This window comes from Meiothermus granaticius NBRC 107808, from assembly GCF_003574355.1.
In the GTDB taxonomy this organism is placed as follows: domain Bacteria; phylum Deinococcota; class Deinococci; order Deinococcales; family Thermaceae; genus Meiothermus; species Meiothermus granaticius.
Map to the genome: position 1 here is coordinate 1 of NZ_QWLB01000024.1, position 16,588 is coordinate 16,588.

Genomic DNA, 16,588 nt, shown 5'->3' on the forward strand with positions numbered 1-16,588 from the left:
CCCCCAGGGCCAGCATTCCCCCGGCCAGCAATGAAACAAACCTTATGCGCTGCATTCCTCCTCCTTCGGGCCAACCCCCAGTGCGACAGATTGGGGTCTGTGGGCAGAGTCTTAACCTCAACTTACCCCGACCCCATCCCCCCCGCTTCCCTGGATTAATCTCGCCTAAAGAACGTTACTCAGAAATGCCCTTGCCCCTCGAGGCTTTGCAAAGCCCGTAAAATACGGAGCGAATGGAGGCTTCCGCTTTTTTCGCCACGATTTGGAGTCGGCTCGGCCACAGCTCCTACCTTTCAGCCGACCTAGAGGCCCGGGTAGAGCGCTACTGGGAGGACCTCGAGACCGGACTACAAGCCCTCTATCCCCAGAGCGAGGGGGTTCTGGGGCGGGTGGCCGAGACCCTAGCCCGCAACCTGCAGGAGCGCTCGATCGAGCTGCAAGCCCTGGATCTGAAGCGCGTCTATCAGCCAGACTGGTTTCAAAAACCCCACATGCACGGCTACATCGCCTACGCCGACCGCTTCGCCGGGAATCTGAAAGGGGTGGCCGAGCGCATTCCTTACCTCAAGGAGCTGGGCATCCGCTACCTGCACCTGATGCCTCTGCTGCTGCCCCGCGAGGGCGAGAACGACGGGGGCTACGCGGTAGCCGACTACCGGCAGGTGCGCCCTGACCTGGGCAGCATGGACGACCTGCAAGCGCTCTGCACCCAGCTCCGCCGGGAGGGCATCAGCCTCTGCCTGGACCTGGTCTTGAACCACGTGGCCCGCGAACACCCCTGGGCTGTGGCCGCCCGCCAGGGCGCCCCCCGGTACCGCGACTACTTTTACATCTACCCCGACCGCACCCTGCCCGACGCTTTCGAGCGCACCCTGCCGGAGGTCTTCCCCGACTTCGCCCCCGGCAACTTCACCTGGGACGACGAGGTAGCGGGCTGGGTCTGGACCACCTTCAACCGCTGGCAGTGGGACGTGAACTGGAGCAACCCCGAGGTGTTTCTGGAGTACCTCGACCTGATTTTGTGGCTGGCCAACCGGGGGGTGGAGGTCTTCCGGCTGGATGCCATCGCCTTCACCTGGAAGCGCCTAGGTACCAACTGCCAGAATCAGCCCGAGGTACACGCCCTCACCCAGGCTTTGCGGGCGGCGGTGCGGATTGGCGCACCGGCGGTGGCCTTCAAGGCCGAGGCCATCGTGGCCCCCGAAGACCTGATCACCTACCTGGGCACCGGGGCGCACTATGGCAAGGTCTCCGAGCTGGCCTACCACAACACCCTGATGGTGCAGATCTGGAGCAGCCTGGCCAGCCGCGATACCCGCCTCTTTACCCAGGCCCTACAGCGCTTTCCGGAAAAGCCCCCCACCACCGCCTGGGCCACCTACCTGCGTTGCCACGACGACATCGGCTGGGCCATTTCCGACACCGACGCCGCCGCCGTGGGCCTCGAGGGGGCCGCCCACCGCCGCTTTCTGTCCGAGTTCTACCGGGGCGAGTTTCCGGGGTCGTTTGCGCGGGGGATGCACTTTCAGGAAAACCCCGCCACCGGCGACCGTCGCACCTCGGGCAGTGCGGCCAGCCTGGCGGGCCTCGAGACCGCGCTCGAGTCCGGCCACCCCCGCCTGATTAACTTGGCCATAGAGCGCCTCCTGCTGGCCCATGCGGTCTTTATCGGCTACGGTGAGGGCATCCCACTGATTTACATGGGCGACGAGCTGGGCCTGCTCAACGACTACGACTACGGGCAAGAACCCGCCCACCAAGACGACAACCGCTGGCTGCACCGGCCCCGGATGGACTGGGCCAGAGCCGAACGGCGCAAACAGGCAGGTACGGTGGAGCATCGGCTCTTCCAGGGCCTCAAGGCGCTGCTAGAAGCCCGTTCCCGCACCCCCCAGCTCCACGCGGCCTTTCCCACCCGTCCCCTCTGGCAGCCCAACCCCCACCTGCTGGTGCTGAAGCGCCCCCACCCCGAGGGCACCCTGGTCCAGGTTTACAATTTCAGCGAACAAGACCAGGCCCTCCCCTGGGAAACCCTGCGGGCCGAGGGCATTGTGCAGCCTTTCGACCGGATCACCCAGACCCCCGCCCCGGCCTACCTGATGCCCTACGCCCGGCTGTGGCTCACGCAGCCCCGACTTTGAAGGAGCCCTTTATGGAATGGTGGAAAACCGCAAGCATCTATCAGATTTACCCGCGCAGCTTCCAGGACTCAAACGGCGACGGCATCGGCGACCTGCCGGGCATCCGCAAGCGCCTCGGCTACATCCGCGACCTGGGCTTCGAGGCCATCTGGCTCTCGCCTTTTTACAAAAGCCCCATGAAGGACTTCGGCTACGACGTGGCCGACTACTGCGACGTAGACCCCATCTTCGGCACCCTGAAAGACTTCGACGGGCTGCTCGAGGATGCCCACCGGCTGGGCCTGAAGGTGCTTATCGACTTTGTGCCCAACCACACCTCCGACCAGCACCCCTGGTTTTTGGCGTCGCGCTCATCGCGTGACAACCCCAAACGCGACTGGTACGTCTGGCGCGACCCGGCCCCGGACGGCGGCCCCCCCAACAACTGGCAGGCCTACTTCGGCGGGCCTTCCTGGACCTTCGACGAAAAAACCGGGCAGTACTACCTGCACCAGTTTTTGCCCGAGCAGCCCGACCTCAACTGGCGCAACCCCGAGGTACGACAGGCCATGTACGACACCCTGCGCTTCTGGTTGGACAAGGGCGTGGATGGCTTCCGCATCGATGTGATCTGGCTTCTGGTCGAAGACGCGCTCTTCCGCGACGAACCCGACAACCCCCACTACAAGCCCGGCGACATCGACCGCTTCCGTCACCTGCACATCTACCAGGAAGACCAGCTCGAGACCCGCGAGATTGTACAGGAGATGCGGGCGGTGCTGGACGAGTATCCGGGCCACCGGGTGATGGTGGGCGAAATCTACCTGCCCTACGAGCAGCTCATGCCCTACTACGGCACCGCTGAGAAGCCCGGCTGCCACCTGCCCTTCAACTTCCACCTGATTTTTAGGGGCCTCTCCAACTGGACCGCCGAGAACATTCGCAGCATTGTGGAGGAGTACGAAAAGAGCCTGCCGCCCTTTGCCACCCCCAACTGGGTGCTGGGCAACCACGACCAGCACCGCCTGGCCACCCGCATCGGGCACGCCCAGGCCCGCGTGGCCGCCATGCTGCTCTTTACCCTGCGGGGCTCGCCCACCTGGTACTACGGCGACGAGATCGGCATGGTGGATGGGCACATTCCCCCCGAAAAGGTACAGGACCCCGCCGCTTTGCGCCAGCGCGGGGCCGCCGGCGAGCACGGCCTGGACCCTGGCCGCGACCCCGAGCGTACCCCCATGCAGTGGACGCCCCACGCCTACGCCGGGTTCAGTACGGTGGAGCCCTGGCTGCCCATCCATGCCGACTACCCCGAGCGCAACGTAGAGGCCCAGGACGCCGACCCCTTCTCCATGCTGACCCTGGTTCGCACCCTGCTGCTGGTGCGGCGGGAGACCCCGGCCCTGCTCGGCGGGGCCTACCAGACCTACAAGGCCCCGGAGGGGGCGCTGGCCTACCTGCGCGGGGGCGAGGTGCTGGTGGCGCTGAACTTTACCAGCGAACCCCGTACCCTCTCCACCCCTGGGGGGGAAGTTTTGCTCTCGAGCCACCTTGACCGCTACGGAAAGGTGGAGGGGATGCTCGAGCTCCGGCCCAACGAAGCGATCATCCTCAAGTTGTAACCGGTTTATCACGTTGCACACGTAAATCCAGCGCTCTGCCGCTCGGCGCAGCAGCGGATTGGATACACTGGGCTCAATGACCCGAATTCTCTTTGTCTGCGCGGGTAACATCTGCCGCAGCCCCATGGCCGAGGGGATTTTTCGCAGGATGCTGCGGGAGCATGGGCTAGAGAGGGCCTTTGAGGTGGATTCCTGCGGTACCGGCGGGTGGCATGCCGGAGAGAGCGCCGACCCCAGAACCCGCCAGGTGCTGGCTAGGAACGATGCCGATTTCCTGCACGTGGCCCGCCAAATTCGAGTGGAAGACTTCACTCACTTCGACCACATCTGGACCATGGAGCGGACCAACCTGCGGGACCTCGAGCGCGCCTTTCCGGCCCACTCGGGCAAGGCCCGGTTGCTGCTCGAGGCCCTGGGCTTCGGTTTTCTGGAAATTCCCGACCCCTACTACGGGGATATGGCCGATTTCGAAGCGGTCTATGCCACCCTCGAGCAGGCCCTGGAAACATTCTTCCAAAAGCAGGCGGAGGAGAACGGACAAGGCCGGGAGGCGAATTCTTAATGTAACGCCGCCTGCCGGATTTGCACCCCTCCGGCTGCCGTTCTGCCGTATGCTAGGGCCCGTGGGTGGGCTTCTAGTCCAACGCTTCCCAAACGTCTTCTCAACTCCGTCGGATGATCCCTCCACCTTCAACCTCATGGAAGCCCCCCATATTCTCGCTTTCAATGGAAGGCACCTTCGAGCTGCTCGGCCCCATTGAACTGCTGCAGCTAATCTCGCAAGCAGGAGGGAGCGGGGTATTTCGTGTTCCCGGTGGCGAGGTTTTTTTAGAAAAAGGCTTACCGGTCCACGCGCAGTACAAAGGCCGGACGGGGCGGGAGGGGCTGTTCCAAATTCTGGCCCTCAAGGAGGGGCGGTTTCGCTACCTGGCTGGGGAGCGGGCCTCGAGGTCGAGCCTCGAGGGGCCGCTGGAAAACTATCTGCTCGAGGCCATCCGCTTCATTGACGCCCATCTGGACCTGAGTCCCTTTGACCAAATCGAGTTCACCGACCCTGCCCGCACCAGCCACCTTACCCTCTCCCCCGACGAGTTCGAGTTGCTGCGGCATCTGCGCCACCCGCTCAGCCTCATTGACCTGACCGCCAAAAGCGGTCTCCCCTCCGAGACGGTGATCCTGAATGTCAGTCACCTGGCTCGACTGAGCCTGGTACGGGTTACCAGCCGCATCCCCCACACCGTGCGCTTGACCGTGGAGCGGCTCGAGGGTGAGGGCGAGACCGCCCGCCTGGATACCCAGCTCCTGCGGGCCTGGCGCAACCACTACGGCCCCTTCCAAGAGCTGGAGGTGCGGGCGGCGCAGCACTCCGTGCGGATACCGATCGCCCCTCAGGCCGGGGCCGAGGCCCGGCTGCTGCTCCCCACCGACCTGCTGTTCTTTTACAACCTGCGGGTAGGTGAGGAGGTACTGGTATGGCCTGCGCTCTAGCGGTTTCCGCGCGATTCAGACCAAAAGCCGCGCCCTCACGGGCCAAAGCGCTGGGTGACCACCTGTCCTGCTTGGCCCATTAGCCCGCGGTCTTGCCCATTGAGAATCACCCGCACGGCCTGGGCATTTCCCACCCGCACCACCACCGGCAGCGAGTAGGTCTGCTGGGTACCTTTAGCCGGCTGACCCTCAAATAACGCGGTGCCTCCTGGGGTGGTAACCCGCACCCAGCTGTTGCCCTCGAAGCGCAGCACCAATCCGGTGGAAGGCGCAGCGGGACTGGAACCGGGAGCAGGGGCAGGGTTGGCCGCATTGGGGGCGGGAGCCGGGGGGGCTGAGGGAACAGGCTTCAGGGCAACGCTGAGGTTGCGGTCATTGGCCAGGGTAACCACCTGCTGATAGGACTGAAACCCCTTGGCCTCTACCCGCAGGGTGCGTTCCCCGGCTTCTACCCGCGTCTCCACCGGGGCTTGCCCTAGCAAGAAACCATCCAAATACACCCGGGCTCCGGCAGGTTGGGTCACCACCCGCAGGCTTATCTGGGCCGGGGGGGGAGGCACTACCGGAGCAGCCGGGGCCTGCACCGAAGCCGGGGCCTTTGGACGAGAGAGGGTTTGCCAGCCATACCAACCCAAACCGACCAGCACCGCCAACAGCAACAGCCACCCCCAACCCCCTCGGCGAGGGGGTTGAACCTGCACTGGGCTGGCGGTAGGGGGAGCGGTTGTGGAGGGCGCGCTGGATATCTTGGAGGGATACAGCAGCAACAGGGGGGCCGGATCCAAGCCCAGCAGTTGGGCATAGCGACGCAGATAGCCCCGGGCCAAAGCCGGTTCGGGCAGCTCTTCGAAGCGGCACTCCTCCAGCGCTAGCAGCAGCGCCCGGCGAATCTTGAGGGCCTCTGCCGCTGCCGCGACATCCAGACCCTTGGCTTCACGGGTCTCCCGTAAGCGCTGCCCCAGTTCACACATCGCCTCATTCTAAGACACGGGACAAGCCGTGCGTGAGAGGGGCTATTGGGCCAAGGCCACCGCGATCTGGGCCGCTAGGCGGGCATTTTCCTCGAGCAACCGCAGGTTAACCTGCACGGTCTGCCCCCCCGAGAGCTCGGCCAGCCTCGAGAGCAAATAGGGGGTTAGGGCCTTGCCCTGAACCCCGGCCCGTGCAGCCTCCTGGGTAGCGCTCTGGACCCAAACCTCGACCTGAGCGAAATCCAGCCCTTGTGAGACTGGATTAAGGATCAATGAAGCCCCTGGCAAGCCCAGCTCCCGGGCCGCACGAAAAGCCTGCGCAGCCTCCTGAGGGGTTTCCACCCGAGCCGGGAGTTTGTAGGGGCTGCTGGGGGAGTGAAACGCCGGCAGGAAATCGGTGCGATACCCCAGAAGCGCCACCCCCAACGACTCGAGGCGCTCGAGGGTGGCCGAGAGATCCAGGATGCTCTTGGGCCCCGCCGAAACCACCACCATAGGGGTGCGCGAAAGCTCGATCAGATCGGCGGATTCGTCGTAGGGATGGGGATGCACCCCGCCGATGCCCCCGGTCGCAAAAACCGCGATCCCCGCCTTATGGGCCAGGAAGGTGGTGGTCGCAACGGTGGTTCCGGCGCTGCGGCCCTGGGCCAGGATGGCCCCCAGGTTCCACAGGCTGGCCTTATCGGCGGTCTCGTCGTGGGCAATGTGCTCGAGCTCCTCTGCGCTGAGGCCCACCACCACCTCTCCGCGCAGTACCGCAATGGTGGCGGGTAGGGCTCCATTCTCCCGCACGATGGCCTCGAGGGCCCGGGCCAGCTCGAGGTTGGTAGGACGGGGCAGGCCATGGGTGATGACGGTGGATTCCAGAGCGACCACCGGTTGATGTAAGGCCAGAGCCTGGGCAACTTCGGGGTGTAGACGCATGGAGTCTAGCTTACCTGCTCTTCCAGGAGATGGGCAGGGCCATACCCCAGCTGGGGTATGTGCAAAATACCCAGATGGGGCCTCGAACGCGGCTAGACTGGCCCTGTGCAATATGGCCTCCTCTGAATTTATGCGCCGCTTTCATCACCCCCGCATTCTAAGCCTGATGGGCCTGTTGGTCTGGGGCCTCATCTCCCTTTGGTTTCTTCCCGACGCTTACCAGGTGTTCAGCTTCATCTTCTTGATCCCCTGGGTCTGGCACGATGGGTTCAAAGGACTGGTCTGGGCCGTACCAATCTCGGTAGGGTACAACCTTCTCGAGCTGCTGCTGCCCAGTCCTGCCCTCAACCCGGAAAGCCTCATCATCACCCTGCTGCCGGGATTGATCGCCTTGGGTATTGTGGCCTACTTGCGCGAGCGAGACCGGCGTACCCAGGCCGAGCTTGAGCAAAACCTGCGCTTCATGCAGGTGCTCGAGCAGGGCAGCCTCAACATCAGCGCGGCCAGCGACCCCTTAGAACTTACCGATACCGCTATGGAGGCCCTATTTAACCTGGACATCGCCCCTCACATCGCTTTCGTCCGCTTCCGCGAGGGCAAACCCGTGGTGGTGAGCGCCAAGGGCGCCTTGAGCCGTTACCGGGGCCGCCACCTGCCCCAGCAAAAACTGAGCACCCACGCCTCACTGAGCGATGCCTTTACGGTAGGCAACTACCTCGAGGGCATCCCCGAGAGCGCAGGCTGGTCCACCGCCGCCGTACCGGTCTCCGCCCGGCAAAACCGCCCTTTAGGGGTGGTGATTCTGGCCCGCGAGGGCAGCCGTCCCTTCCAGGCTGACGAAAAAGCCCTGGCGACCTCTCTGAGCCGGGTGCTGGGGGCTCAGCTCGGGCAGATGGAGGCCCTTAAGCAGCAAGAAGACGCCTACGATGGCACCTTGCGAGCCCTAGGGCTGGCCCTAGAATGGCGGGATCACGAAACCCAGGGCCATACCAAACGGGTGGTGGCCTGGGCCGACCGGCTGGCCCAGGATCTGGGGCTCAACCCTCTCACCCGCAAGTTCCTGCGCTGGGGCGCCTATCTGCACGATATCGGCAAGCTTTCCATTCCCGACGGTATCCTGCGCAAGCCCGAAAAGCTCACCCCAGAGGAGTGGGAGGTCATGAAAAGCCACGTCACCATGGGTTGGGAGATGCTCTCGAGGGTTCCCTTCCTACCGGCGGAGACCCTCGAGGTGGTGCGCTACCACCACGAGAACTGGGACGGCTCCGGCTACCCCAACGGGCTTCGCGGCGAGGACATTCCCCTGTTGGCGCGGGTTTTTGCGGTGGTGGATACCTTCGATGCCCTCTACAGCACACGGCCCTACAAGCGGGCCTGGAAACCGGCGGAGATCCTCGAGGAGCTCAAGCGGCAGCGGGGGAAAAAACTCGACCCCAAGCTGGTGGACATCTTTATTCAGCACATCACCTCCCCAGCGGCAGACAAAGCCGCTCCGCTCAAAGCCCCGGCCTATCGTGAGGGGCTCGCGGTAGAAAACCCCCTGCCCTAAGGCAGGGGGTGGAGCAGGTTCGGGGCTTAGGCGGCTTGCTTGGAGAGCAGCTCGAGGCCGCTGGGGTTCTCCAATACCAGCTTGCCGTAACCAGAGCGGATGTACCCCTCTCGGGTCAGCTCACCGATCACCTTGGTCACGGTCTCCCGCACCGACCCTACCGCCGAGGCGATCTCGTCATGGGTGGCCTTGACCCCTACCCGACCGTTCTTCTCGGTATAGGCCACCGGGGTGTGCGAAAGGTCAATCAAGGTGGCGGCGATGCGGTTTTTAAGCCGCTGCCCAGAGATGCGCTGAATGGTCTGGTAGGTCTGCGCCAGCGAGCCCACCAGGGCCTGGACCAGCTGGCCCAGCTCTTGGGGCGAGAGGTGCTGAGGGTCGAGGGTGTCCACTTTGGTCTCGGTGACCGCTTCCGCAAAGTAGGTGCGCTCCCCGCCGGAAATGGCCTCCTCCCCAAAAAACTCACCGGGCCGAACAAACCGCAAGGTCAGGGCATTGCCTTCATCGTCTACGCTCTGAAGCCGAACCAGGCCTTCGCGCACCCGATGCAGGCTATCTTTAGCGGTGGATTCTCCTGGGTAAAGGATGATCTCACCGGGATCGAATGTCAGGGTATCGAGGATGCTGTTTGGCATTTATGATCACCTCTTGAACCCAAGCATACACCTCGAGCGTGATTTTGTAAACATTTTTGTTTATATATTGCCGGCGCCACAATATGGGTTCAGCCCCCCGGCCCAGGTTCAGCGGTCAGGGCCGGCTACCGCTTACGGAAAAGGCCAAACAGGCCCTTGGATTTGTTTTTGTCTTTGCCTTCAGCAGGCTCATTGGCCGGCTGAGGTTCAGGGGTGCGGATGGCCTTGAGAAACGCCTGGGGGGTGGCCCGGATGGCGGGGTCCTTGGCCAGCAGGTTGCGCACAATCCGGTCAAGGTTGGGCGGCAGGTTGGTGGGCGGGGGGAGCTTGTGCAGATGGGCGTAGGAAAGCTCCTCGAGGGTTTCCCCGACGAAGGGGCGCTTGCCCACCAGCAGCTCATAGGCCATCACCCCAAAGGAGTAGGCATCCGACTCCGGGCCGCTGCTCCCACCCGCAAACAGTTCCGGAGCCATATAGAAAGGGCTTCCGGCCCGCTCCAACGGTTTAGGGTTTTCCCGCGTCTTGGCCACCCCAAAATCGCCCAGCTTGAACAGCAAGCCATCAATGAAGATGTTGGAGGGTTTGACATCCTGGTGGATGATGCCCCGATCGTGCAAAAAGATGAGCGCTTGCGCGATCTGGCTCAGGCACTCCAAAGCCACCTCACGGCTCAGGGGGCCATTTTTCAAGCTGTCCTCGAGGGTGCCCTCTTCAAAGTACTCGATGGCCAGAAAGGCCCCGTCCCCCTCGGGTCGCCCGGATAACCCGCGCACCAGGTTGGGGTGGTTGAGGGTCAGGGATAGGGCCACCTCCTGGGCAAAGCGCTCGGCCATGGCCCGATCCTCCCGCACCTCACGCCTGGGGACTTTGAGGGCCACTTTAACGCCATCCGGGCCGTGAGCCAGATAAACCTGCGAGCTGCGCCCGAGCCCCAAGAGCATCTCGAGACGAAAGTTTTGACGGGTAAGCCGACGATAGTCCATGGGTCCTTTTTGGCGATGGCCTATAGGGATTACGAGAGCGTTAGGCTTTCCCCGCTCTCCAAGGCCCGTCCCCCAATCCCCAGGAGCCCGGCTCGAGCCACAAAAGCTGGGCCGTCTTGGGCGATGAGGGGGAAGGTGTTGTAGTGAACAGGCACGACCTGTTTGGGACGCAACAGCTCGAGGGCCTTGAGGGCATCCTCGGGGCCCATGGTGAAGTGGTCACCGATTGGAACCAAGGCCAGGTCCAGGCCATGGTCACCCACCAGGCGCAGGTCAGAGAACAGGGCGGTGTCTCCCGCGTGATAGACCCGCACCCCTCCGAGTTCGATCAGAACCCCCATGGGGATGCCCCCGTAGGCACCATCGGGGAAAGAGGAGGTGTGCCAGGCCGGGAACCACTTGAGCCAACCGCCCTTGAAGCGGTAGGTGCCCCCGGTATTCATCCCCACAGCCTTGGGCACCCCCAGGGTCTCAGCATGGGTGGTCATCTCCACATTGGCGATCAGGGTGGCTCCTTTCTTGCATAAGGCCACACTGTCCCCCCAGTGGTCGCCGTGGGCGTGGGTGGTGATCACAAAATCCGCCTCGAGGGCCTCGGCGCTCACCGCGGCTTTGGGGTTGCCGGTAAGAAAAGGGTCTATCAGCACCCGCGTCTCGCCATCGCTCAGCCAGATCGCGGAGTGTCCCAGATAGCGCAGTTCCAGCATGACTGGCTCCTCCTAAACAGTTCAGTATAGCTCTTTGGATCCGGAAGGCCGTCACTCGCGTGACAGTCTGGCCTCGCCCAGCTCTTCCAGGGCGCGGTTCAGGTTGCGCTCAAAGGCGGCTTCAGCCATCCGGCGCAGGGCCCTCCCGCCCCATTTCTCCCCCTCCGGCAGTCCGGCGTGAACGCGCAACTCCAGATCATAGGCAATTGTACCCTCCATAACCCGCCCAGCCCCGGCCAGCTCCACCCAAAATTCCCCATGTTCCATGGGTACGGGCTCGAGCCGGGCGCTCCCCTCCTCTTCTACCACAATACGGCTCCTAAAGGGGAAGTGGATGTCCCCCAGCAGCGGGATTTCCGCCACCAGCTCCCCCTCGAGCAGTTCCCCGTTGCGCTCCAAACGGCCAAACGGGGGCCGACCCGCAAAGACCTGTTCTGGCTCGAGCAGGTGCTCCGGGGGTACGGCGAGCCTGAGGTGAAGGCGCTTCTCCAGAATCATGGGTCAGGGGCCCGGCCTTTCCCCACTCAGTTCACCCACTCCACCCGCACCTGCCCGGCCTTGACCAAGGCCTCCATCTCCTCGTCGGTGGCGTTGCGCAGCCGCGAGAGGTGGCTAAACTCGCTGGCGGCGCTGGCCAGCCCTACCCGCACCACCAGCACCTCTTCCCCCTCCGCTTTGCCAATGCGCCAGACCAGGTGCGAACCCAGCCGCTCGAGCAGGTCTTCCATAGGCCTTAGGGTACAAGACCACAGGGCCGGAGTACAGATTTGGGCCGCGGGGCCAAAAGCCTAATAAACTGGCGTCTATGGAAGCCCTCGTCCTCGCTGGGGGAAAGCCCAGCGATCCCTTGGCCCAAGCCTTCAAGGTGGCGGCTAAAACCCTGATCCCCTACCGAGGCCGCCCGCTGGTGGAGTACACCCTCGAGGCCCTCACACAATCCGGTTTAGAGGTTATCTTCATCGGCCCTAAAGTGAGCCTTTACCCCTCCCCCCAGCAAGCCCTCCCCGACCGGGGCAGCCTGATCGAAAACCTCGAGGCAGGGATGGCTGCTGCCAAGGGCGAGCGGGTATTGGTGGCCACCGGGGATATGCCCTTTCTCACCCCAGAGGCGGTGCGCTGGGTCCTGCGCCAGGCCCCCCCGGCAGGGTTCGTCTACTGCGTGGTCCGCAAAGAGGCGATCGAGGCCCACTTTCCTGGAATGCGCCGCACCTATGCCCGGGTGCAGGAAGGACAGTTCACCGGAGGGAACCTGGCCATCGTGGACAAACAGCTCTTTTACCGGGCCCTGCCCCTCCTGCGGCGGGCCCTGGCCCTGCGCAAACGCCCCCTGGCTCTGGCCCAGCTCATTGGCTTTGGAACCCTGCTGCGGGTGCTGTTGGGCCAGGCTGATATCCCCAGCCTCGAGGCCAGGGTTTCCCAGATCTTGGGCGTTCCCGCCAGGGCGCTGATCACCCCGTACGCCGAAGTCGGGGTGGATCTGGATAAGGAAGAAGACCTGGTGTGGCTCAAGGAGCCCCAGTAGGCCCAGTTTTCCGTGCGTATCGCCCTTGGGGTAAACTGTATGCGGGATATGCGAACGATCCGCGATTTACGCTTAGCTGGCCTCATCGCCTACCTTGCCGCGTTGATTGCGGGTCTTCTGGCTTCTGGGCTGGTTCACCTATTGTTTCGCCGTCAGGGGCAGTTCGGCTGGGAGGGGATCAACTTCTATGGGCTCCTGGAGGGCCTGGTCTTTCTAATCGTGTTTACCCTCTCCCTCTGGGTGGCCAAGCGGGCGGTTAAGGTCACCACCACCACCTTGCTCTCGGCGGGCCTATTCGTCCCGACCTCAGCCCGGCGGATGGCCCGGACCGTCCCCGTAATCAACGCCCTGCAATCGTTCGAGGGCAACATTGCGGTGCTGCTGGAGCACGGCCAGCCGGTCGGGATCATCGGCATCGCCGACTCGCTGGTTCCCTGGGATGAAGCCCCGGTAGTCCCCGGCGACACCGCGGCCAGCGAGCTCGGCTCGCTGTTTCGCCAGCATCAGATCGTTTTTGTGGCCGATGGCAGCAAGGTTTACGGGATGATCACTCGAGAGCGCTACTTCAAATACCTAGGGGCCAAGTAGGCCCCAGAGGGTCAGGGATTGGGCTCAGGGGTCGCTACGGCTTGGCGCAGCCGCTCCTGGTAGTTGGCTCGAGTGCGGGCGGCAATCGGGGCGGCCAGGATGCGCTGGAGGGTCTCGGGTTGAGGGGATTTTTCGAACCACACCCTGTAGACCTCGAGCAGCGTGGGGTAGGTCTCGGGGGCGGGAACCTTCTCGATGGGGTCGCCGGGCCGAACCTCGCCGGGCTGCAGCACCCGGGCATAAAACCCCGGACGCCCCGCCTCCTGGAACTTCCGAACCCACTGGGGATCCTTCATCCGGTGTGCGAACACCGAACAGGGGATGCGCGGGGCCGTGACCTCGAGCTCCGCCACGCCCACCCGGTAACGGTCCCCGATGCGCAGTTCCCCAGGGCCGAAGCTCGAGAAGGTCAGGTTTTCTCCAAAGGTGCCGTAGGCTTGAGCCTGGCCCAGGCGTTCTCCCCACCAAGCGTAGTCCTCGGCGCTGTACACATACACCGCCTGGTCGGGGCCGCCGTGATGCTTTTGGTCCACCACCACGTCCTCGGCCAGACCCAAGGGACCCATATAGGCCCGGGCCGTCGAAGCCTTGTCAATCCCCGAAGACACGCTGCGAGCGCCAAGCTGTAACGTGCGGGCCGAACCGATGTTGATGGAGAGGAGCTGCATACCCCACTTTACAGGAGCGGCTCAGAAGCGGCTGAGGATGAGGTTCACGATCAGGGTACCCACAAAGGCCACAATCAGGGTCAGCCAGATCTTGCCGCTTTCCCGAAGGTTCAGGCTAGACTGCACCGCCAAATACGCGAAGTAAACATTGGCCACAATCGCGGCAATGGCCACCAAGGGGATCAAAAAAATGCCGATGATGGTGACCAAGAGGATCAGCGTGAGGATCCCGAAGAGCACCGCCAGCGGCGCCCAGAACAAGGCAAAGGTGTACCCCACCTGGTCCAGGGTACCGGTGCCGCCTTGCTGTCGGCCAAACCAATGCACCAGGTAGACGAACACGAAAAACCCGATGAGGGTGACCAACACCCCCCGAATAAAGCCCCCAATCCCTCCCGGTAGGCCCAGCAGCCCGGTCAACACCGCCGCCAGGGCAACATAGATCAGGGCGTCGCGCAGCGTGCCCTTGCTTTCATACTGTTCAAAGGTGGCCACGCTGGGCTTGGTGAGCACCTGAATGCTCTGGTTAATCATGGTCATAATGGTATCGGTGATAGACGGCGTGGCGTTCATACCCTTCCCCCCTCTACAGTGACCGGCTCGTTTGCTTTACCTGTAGTCTACACCCAAATTCTCATCCCGGTATCAGAATTGCCAGTATGTAACCTCGCCCCCAAGCGCCGGTGGGCGTAGGCGTATGCTAAAACCGTGGAAGCTAGAGCATTCCAGGTGGAGCGGCTAGGGCGGGTCCCCTATGCCCAGGCTTGGGAATACCAAAAACAGGTGCATGCCGAGGTGGTGGCGGGCCAGCGCCCCCCCACGCTGTTGTTGCTCGAGCACCCCCGCACCATCACCCTGGGACGGGCTGCCAAACCGGAGAACCTGCTTTTGAGCGAGGCCCAGTACCGGGCGCAGGGGATTGAGCTGTTCAGCATCGAGCGCGGCGGGGATGTAACCTACCACGGTCCCGGCCAACTGGTGGGGTACCCCATCTTCCCGGTAGGGCGGCGGGTGCGTGACTTCTTGCGGCAGCTCGAGCAGACCCTCATTCGCGCGGTGGCCACCTATGGCATTGAGGCCTATCCCAGCCCAGGATACGCTGGGGTGTGGGTCAAGCGGCCCGCGCCGGTAGCTGGCTGGCCCGAGCTCGAGGAAAAACTCTGCGCCTTCGGGATCGCGGTCAAGCAGGATGTGGCCTTCCACGGCTTTGCCCTCAACGTCAACACCGACCTCGAAGACTTCAGCCTCATCATCCCCTGCGGCCTCAAGGACAAAGGGGTGACCAGCCTGAAGAAACTCCTAGGGCACGAGGTTTCCTTAGATGAAGCCGCCGAGCGGGTCATTGAGGCTTTCCGCGTTGAGTTTTCTACCTTGGACTTGGGGCAGCCCCACCCACAGGAGTTCGCATGAGCAACCTCAAAACCGTCCAGCTCGAGGATTTCCAAAACGGCGGCCTGATCGAACTCAAAGTCATCCCCAACGGTGTGGCCACCGACCGGCCCGAGCCGGTAGACCGCCACAAACCGAGCTGGTTGCGGGCCAGCGTCCCCACCGGCCCCAACTACCAGCGCCTCAAGGAGATGACCCAGCGCCTGCGCCTCAGCACCGTCTGCCAGGAGGCCATGTGCCCCAACATCGGCGAGTGCTGGGGGCACGGCACCATGACCATCATGGTGCTGGGCGGCATCTGCACCCGGGCCTGCAAGTTTTGCGCGGTGGACACGGGAAACCCTAAAGGCTGGGTAGACCCCCTGGAGCCCCTGCACGTGGCCCAGGCGGTGGCCGAGATGCACCTACAGTATGTGGTGCTGACCTCGGTTGACCGCGACGACCTGCCCGATGGCGGGGCCTCGCACTTCGCCGAGGTGGTGCGGCAGATCAAGGCCCGCGACCCCGAGGTCAAGGTCGAGACCCTCACCCCGGATTTCCAGGGCAACCTGAGCCATGTCGAAGCGGTGCTGGCCGGCGGACAGGAGGTGTTCGCCAATAACCTCGAGACCGTCCGCCGCCTGACCCCCAAAGTGCGCGACCCTCGGGCCGGGTACGACCAAACCTTGAAGGTGCTGGGGTACGCCAAGAAAGTCCGCCCCGAGGTGCTGACCAAAAGCAGCCTGATGCTGGGGCTGGGCGAGACCGAGGAGGAGGTTCGCCAGGCCATGCGCGATCTGCGGGCGGTGGGGGTAGATATCCTGACCCTGGGCCAGTACCTCCGCCCCACCAAACACCACCTTCCGGTCGAGCGCTACGTTACCCCCGAGCAGTTCGCCGAGTATGGCCGCTGGGGCTACCAGGAGGGCTTCATGGAGGTCTTCAGTGGGCCCCTGGTGCGCAGCAGCTATCGGGCCGAGAAGGTTTTCTATCAGGCGGTAGAGCCGGGAGCCGAGGGACGCTAGCCTGGGGTATGGCCAACCTCCCGACCCGCACCTCTCCCCACCCAGGCCGACGGCTGGCCCTGGGGGATGCCTTGGCCATTGTGCTCTTTGCGGTGATTGGACTGGCCTCGCACCGCGAGGCGCTGAGCCTGGGGGGGGTTGTGCGCAATGCCCTGCCGATCCTGGTGGTGTGGTTTTTGGTCGCCCCCTTCTTGCGCACCTATTCCGCCCCGAGCTGGCGCAACCTGCTCTACACCTGGGCCATCGCGGTAAGCGCCGGGGTTTGGCTGCGTTTCATGGTGCTGGGACATCCCTTCGGGATCGGGTTCTTTGTCTTCTGGGTCATCGCCCTGGCCTTTACGCTGATCCTGTTGCTGGCTTGGCGGTTGCTGGCTCGAGCCCTCCTGCGGCGCAGGGCATAGACTGGGGGCATGCGCCA

General features: G+C 63.6%; 19 protein-coding genes. 10 read left to right on the forward strand and 9 right to left on the reverse strand.

Features of this window, described 5'->3' with window-relative positions; all coding sequences use genetic code 11:
* Positions 1 to 233: 233 nt before the first annotated feature.
* From Mgrana_RS09595 to Mgrana_RS09610, 4 genes are all read left to right on the forward strand, one after another.
* Positions 234 to 2,141 (forward strand): alpha-amylase family protein, encoded by a 1,908-nt coding sequence (locus Mgrana_RS09595; protein ID WP_119357393.1) that lies wholly within the window; start codon positions 234 to 236, stop codon positions 2,139 to 2,141.
* An 11-nt stretch (positions 2,142 to 2,152) separates the two neighbouring features.
* Positions 2,153 to 3,742, forward strand: coding sequence for an alpha-amylase family glycosyl hydrolase (locus Mgrana_RS09600; protein WP_119357394.1), 1,590 nt, complete (start codon positions 2,153 to 2,155; stop codon positions 3,740 to 3,742).
* A 76-nt stretch (positions 3,743 to 3,818) separates the two neighbouring features.
* Positions 3,819 to 4,304: a low molecular weight protein-tyrosine-phosphatase gene (locus Mgrana_RS09605; RefSeq protein WP_119357395.1), complete on the forward strand. Its 486-nt coding sequence runs from the start codon at positions 3,819 to 3,821 to the stop codon at positions 4,302 to 4,304.
* 164 nt (positions 4,305 to 4,468) lie between these two features.
* A complete protein-coding gene (locus Mgrana_RS09610; RefSeq protein ID WP_119357396.1) occupies positions 4,469 to 5,230 on the forward strand; it encodes a DUF4388 domain-containing protein in 762 nt (253 codons plus the stop codon).
* Positions 5,231 to 5,265: 35 nt separating this feature from the next.
* Here the strand turns inward: Mgrana_RS09610 and Mgrana_RS09615 are convergent, their stop codons facing one another.
* A complete protein-coding gene (locus Mgrana_RS09615; RefSeq protein ID WP_119357397.1) occupies positions 5,266 to 6,201 on the reverse strand; it encodes a RodZ domain-containing protein in 936 nt (311 codons plus the stop codon).
* A gap of 42 nt (positions 6,202 to 6,243) precedes the next feature.
* Positions 6,244 to 7,125 (reverse strand): pseudouridine-5'-phosphate glycosidase, encoded by an 882-nt coding sequence (locus Mgrana_RS09620; RefSeq protein WP_119357398.1) that lies wholly within the window; start codon positions 7,123 to 7,125, stop codon positions 6,244 to 6,246.
* A 112-nt stretch (positions 7,126 to 7,237) separates the two neighbouring features.
* On the opposite strand from Mgrana_RS09620, the gene Mgrana_RS09625 reads away from it, so the two are divergent.
* Positions 7,238 to 8,674, forward strand: coding sequence for an HD-GYP domain-containing protein (locus Mgrana_RS09625; protein WP_240631314.1), 1,437 nt, complete (start codon positions 7,238 to 7,240; stop codon positions 8,672 to 8,674).
* Between the two features lie 26 nt (positions 8,675 to 8,700).
* On the opposite strand, the gene Mgrana_RS09630 is transcribed toward Mgrana_RS09625, so the two are convergent.
* The 5 genes from Mgrana_RS09630 to Mgrana_RS09650 all read right to left on the reverse strand — a co-directional run bounded on the left by Mgrana_RS09630 (position 8,701) and on the right by Mgrana_RS09650 (position 11,727).
* Positions 8,701 to 9,309: a helix-turn-helix domain-containing protein gene (locus Mgrana_RS09630; protein ID WP_119357399.1), complete on the reverse strand. Its 609-nt coding sequence runs from the start codon at positions 9,307 to 9,309 to the stop codon at positions 8,701 to 8,703.
* A gap of 125 nt (positions 9,310 to 9,434) precedes the next feature.
* Positions 9,435 to 10,292, reverse strand: coding sequence for a serine/threonine-protein kinase (locus tag Mgrana_RS09635; protein ID WP_119357400.1), 858 nt, complete (start codon positions 10,290 to 10,292; stop codon positions 9,435 to 9,437).
* A gap of 29 nt (positions 10,293 to 10,321) precedes the next feature.
* Positions 10,322 to 10,999 carry a metal-dependent hydrolase gene (locus Mgrana_RS09640; RefSeq protein ID WP_119357401.1) on the reverse strand — a complete coding sequence of 226 codons (678 nt, stop codon included), beginning with the start codon at positions 10,997 to 10,999 and terminating at the stop codon, positions 10,322 to 10,324.
* A gap of 51 nt (positions 11,000 to 11,050) precedes the next feature.
* Entirely contained in the window at positions 11,051 to 11,497 is a 447-nt protein-coding gene (locus tag Mgrana_RS09645) for a DUF3809 family protein (RefSeq protein WP_119357402.1), read from the reverse strand.
* A gap of 26 nt (positions 11,498 to 11,523) precedes the next feature.
* Positions 11,524 to 11,727 carry a DUF3248 domain-containing protein gene (locus Mgrana_RS09650; protein ID WP_119357403.1) on the reverse strand — a complete coding sequence of 68 codons (204 nt, stop codon included), beginning with the start codon at positions 11,725 to 11,727 and terminating at the stop codon, positions 11,524 to 11,526.
* Positions 11,728 to 11,804: 77 nt separating this feature from the next.
* Between Mgrana_RS09650 and mobA the strand changes: the two genes are divergently transcribed.
* Both mobA and Mgrana_RS09660 read left to right on the forward strand, forming a co-directional pair.
* Complete coding sequence (gene mobA / locus Mgrana_RS09655) at positions 11,805 to 12,521, forward strand: molybdenum cofactor guanylyltransferase (RefSeq protein WP_119357404.1); 717 nt, start codon at positions 11,805 to 11,807, stop codon at positions 12,519 to 12,521.
* A gap of 48 nt (positions 12,522 to 12,569) precedes the next feature.
* Positions 12,570 to 13,109: a hypothetical protein gene (locus Mgrana_RS09660; RefSeq protein ID WP_119357439.1), complete on the forward strand. Its 540-nt coding sequence runs from the start codon at positions 12,570 to 12,572 to the stop codon at positions 13,107 to 13,109.
* 11 nt (positions 13,110 to 13,120) lie between these two features.
* Here the strand turns inward: Mgrana_RS09660 and Mgrana_RS09665 are convergent, their stop codons facing one another.
* Together Mgrana_RS09665 and Mgrana_RS09670 are read right to left on the reverse strand one after the other, a co-directional pair.
* Positions 13,121 to 13,777 (reverse strand): MOSC domain-containing protein, encoded by a 657-nt coding sequence (locus Mgrana_RS09665; RefSeq protein ID WP_119357405.1) that lies wholly within the window; start codon positions 13,775 to 13,777, stop codon positions 13,121 to 13,123.
* Between the two features lie 21 nt (positions 13,778 to 13,798).
* A complete protein-coding gene (locus tag Mgrana_RS09670) occupies positions 13,799 to 14,350 on the reverse strand; it encodes a YIP1 family protein (protein ID WP_119357406.1) in 552 nt (183 codons plus the stop codon).
* A 135-nt stretch (positions 14,351 to 14,485) separates the two neighbouring features.
* On the opposite strand from Mgrana_RS09670, the gene lipB reads away from it, so the two are divergent.
* From lipB to Mgrana_RS09685, 3 genes are read left to right on the forward strand one after another with little or no spacing between them, the layout of a single operon-like run.
* Complete coding sequence (gene lipB, locus Mgrana_RS09675) at positions 14,486 to 15,187, forward strand: lipoyl(octanoyl) transferase LipB (RefSeq protein ID WP_119357407.1); 702 nt, start codon at positions 14,486 to 14,488, stop codon at positions 15,185 to 15,187.
* Positions 15,184 to 16,170 carry a lipoyl synthase gene (lipA, locus tag Mgrana_RS09680; protein WP_119357408.1) on the forward strand — a complete coding sequence of 329 codons (987 nt, stop codon included), beginning with the start codon at positions 15,184 to 15,186 and terminating at the stop codon, positions 16,168 to 16,170. Before lipB ends, lipA begins: the two co-directional genes overlap by 4 nt.
* A gap of 8 nt (positions 16,171 to 16,178) precedes the next feature.
* Positions 16,179 to 16,571, forward strand: coding sequence for a DUF3054 domain-containing protein (locus Mgrana_RS09685; protein ID WP_119357409.1), 393 nt, complete (start codon positions 16,179 to 16,181; stop codon positions 16,569 to 16,571).
* Positions 16,572 to 16,588: the final 17 nt, after the last annotated feature.

Coding starts and splice junctions, on each gene's coding strand:
- Mgrana_RS09595 (WP_119357393.1), top strand. CDS start 234: ATGGAGGCTTCCGCTTTTTTCGCCACGATTTGGAGTCGGCTCGGCCAC.
- Mgrana_RS09600 (WP_119357394.1), top strand. CDS start 2,153: ATGGAATGGTGGAAAACCGCAAGCATCTATCAGATTTACCCGCGCAGC.
- Mgrana_RS09605 (WP_119357395.1), top strand. CDS start 3,819: ATGACCCGAATTCTCTTTGTCTGCGCGGGTAACATCTGCCGCAGCCCC.
- Mgrana_RS09610 (WP_119357396.1), top strand. CDS start 4,469: ATGGAAGGCACCTTCGAGCTGCTCGGCCCCATTGAACTGCTGCAGCTA.
- Mgrana_RS09615 (WP_119357397.1), bottom strand. CDS start 6,201: ATGTGTGAACTGGGGCAGCGCTTACGGGAGACCCGTGAAGCCAAGGGT.
- Mgrana_RS09620 (WP_119357398.1), bottom strand. CDS start 7,125: ATGCGTCTACACCCCGAAGTTGCCCAGGCTCTGGCCTTACATCAACCG.
- Mgrana_RS09625 (WP_240631314.1), top strand. CDS start 7,238: ATGGCCTCCTCTGAATTTATGCGCCGCTTTCATCACCCCCGCATTCTA.
- Mgrana_RS09630 (WP_119357399.1), bottom strand. CDS start 9,309: ATGCCAAACAGCATCCTCGATACCCTGACATTCGATCCCGGTGAGATC.
- Mgrana_RS09635 (WP_119357400.1), bottom strand. CDS start 10,292: ATGGACTATCGTCGGCTTACCCGTCAAAACTTTCGTCTCGAGATGCTC.
- Mgrana_RS09640 (WP_119357401.1), bottom strand. CDS start 10,999: ATGCTGGAACTGCGCTATCTGGGACACTCCGCGATCTGGCTGAGCGAT.
- Mgrana_RS09645 (WP_119357402.1), bottom strand. CDS start 11,497: ATGATTCTGGAGAAGCGCCTTCACCTCAGGCTCGCCGTACCCCCGGAG.
- Mgrana_RS09650 (WP_119357403.1), bottom strand. CDS start 11,727: ATGGAAGACCTGCTCGAGCGGCTGGGTTCGCACCTGGTCTGGCGCATT.
- mobA (WP_119357404.1), top strand. CDS start 11,805: ATGGAAGCCCTCGTCCTCGCTGGGGGAAAGCCCAGCGATCCCTTGGCC.
- Mgrana_RS09660 (WP_119357439.1), top strand. CDS start 12,570: ATGCGAACGATCCGCGATTTACGCTTAGCTGGCCTCATCGCCTACCTT.
- Mgrana_RS09665 (WP_119357405.1), bottom strand. CDS start 13,777: ATGCAGCTCCTCTCCATCAACATCGGTTCGGCCCGCACGTTACAGCTT.
- Mgrana_RS09670 (WP_119357406.1), bottom strand. CDS start 14,350: ATGAACGCCACGCCGTCTATCACCGATACCATTATGACCATGATTAAC.
- lipA (WP_119357408.1), top strand. CDS start 15,184: ATGAGCAACCTCAAAACCGTCCAGCTCGAGGATTTCCAAAACGGCGGC.
- Mgrana_RS09685 (WP_119357409.1), top strand. CDS start 16,179: ATGGCCAACCTCCCGACCCGCACCTCTCCCCACCCAGGCCGACGGCTG.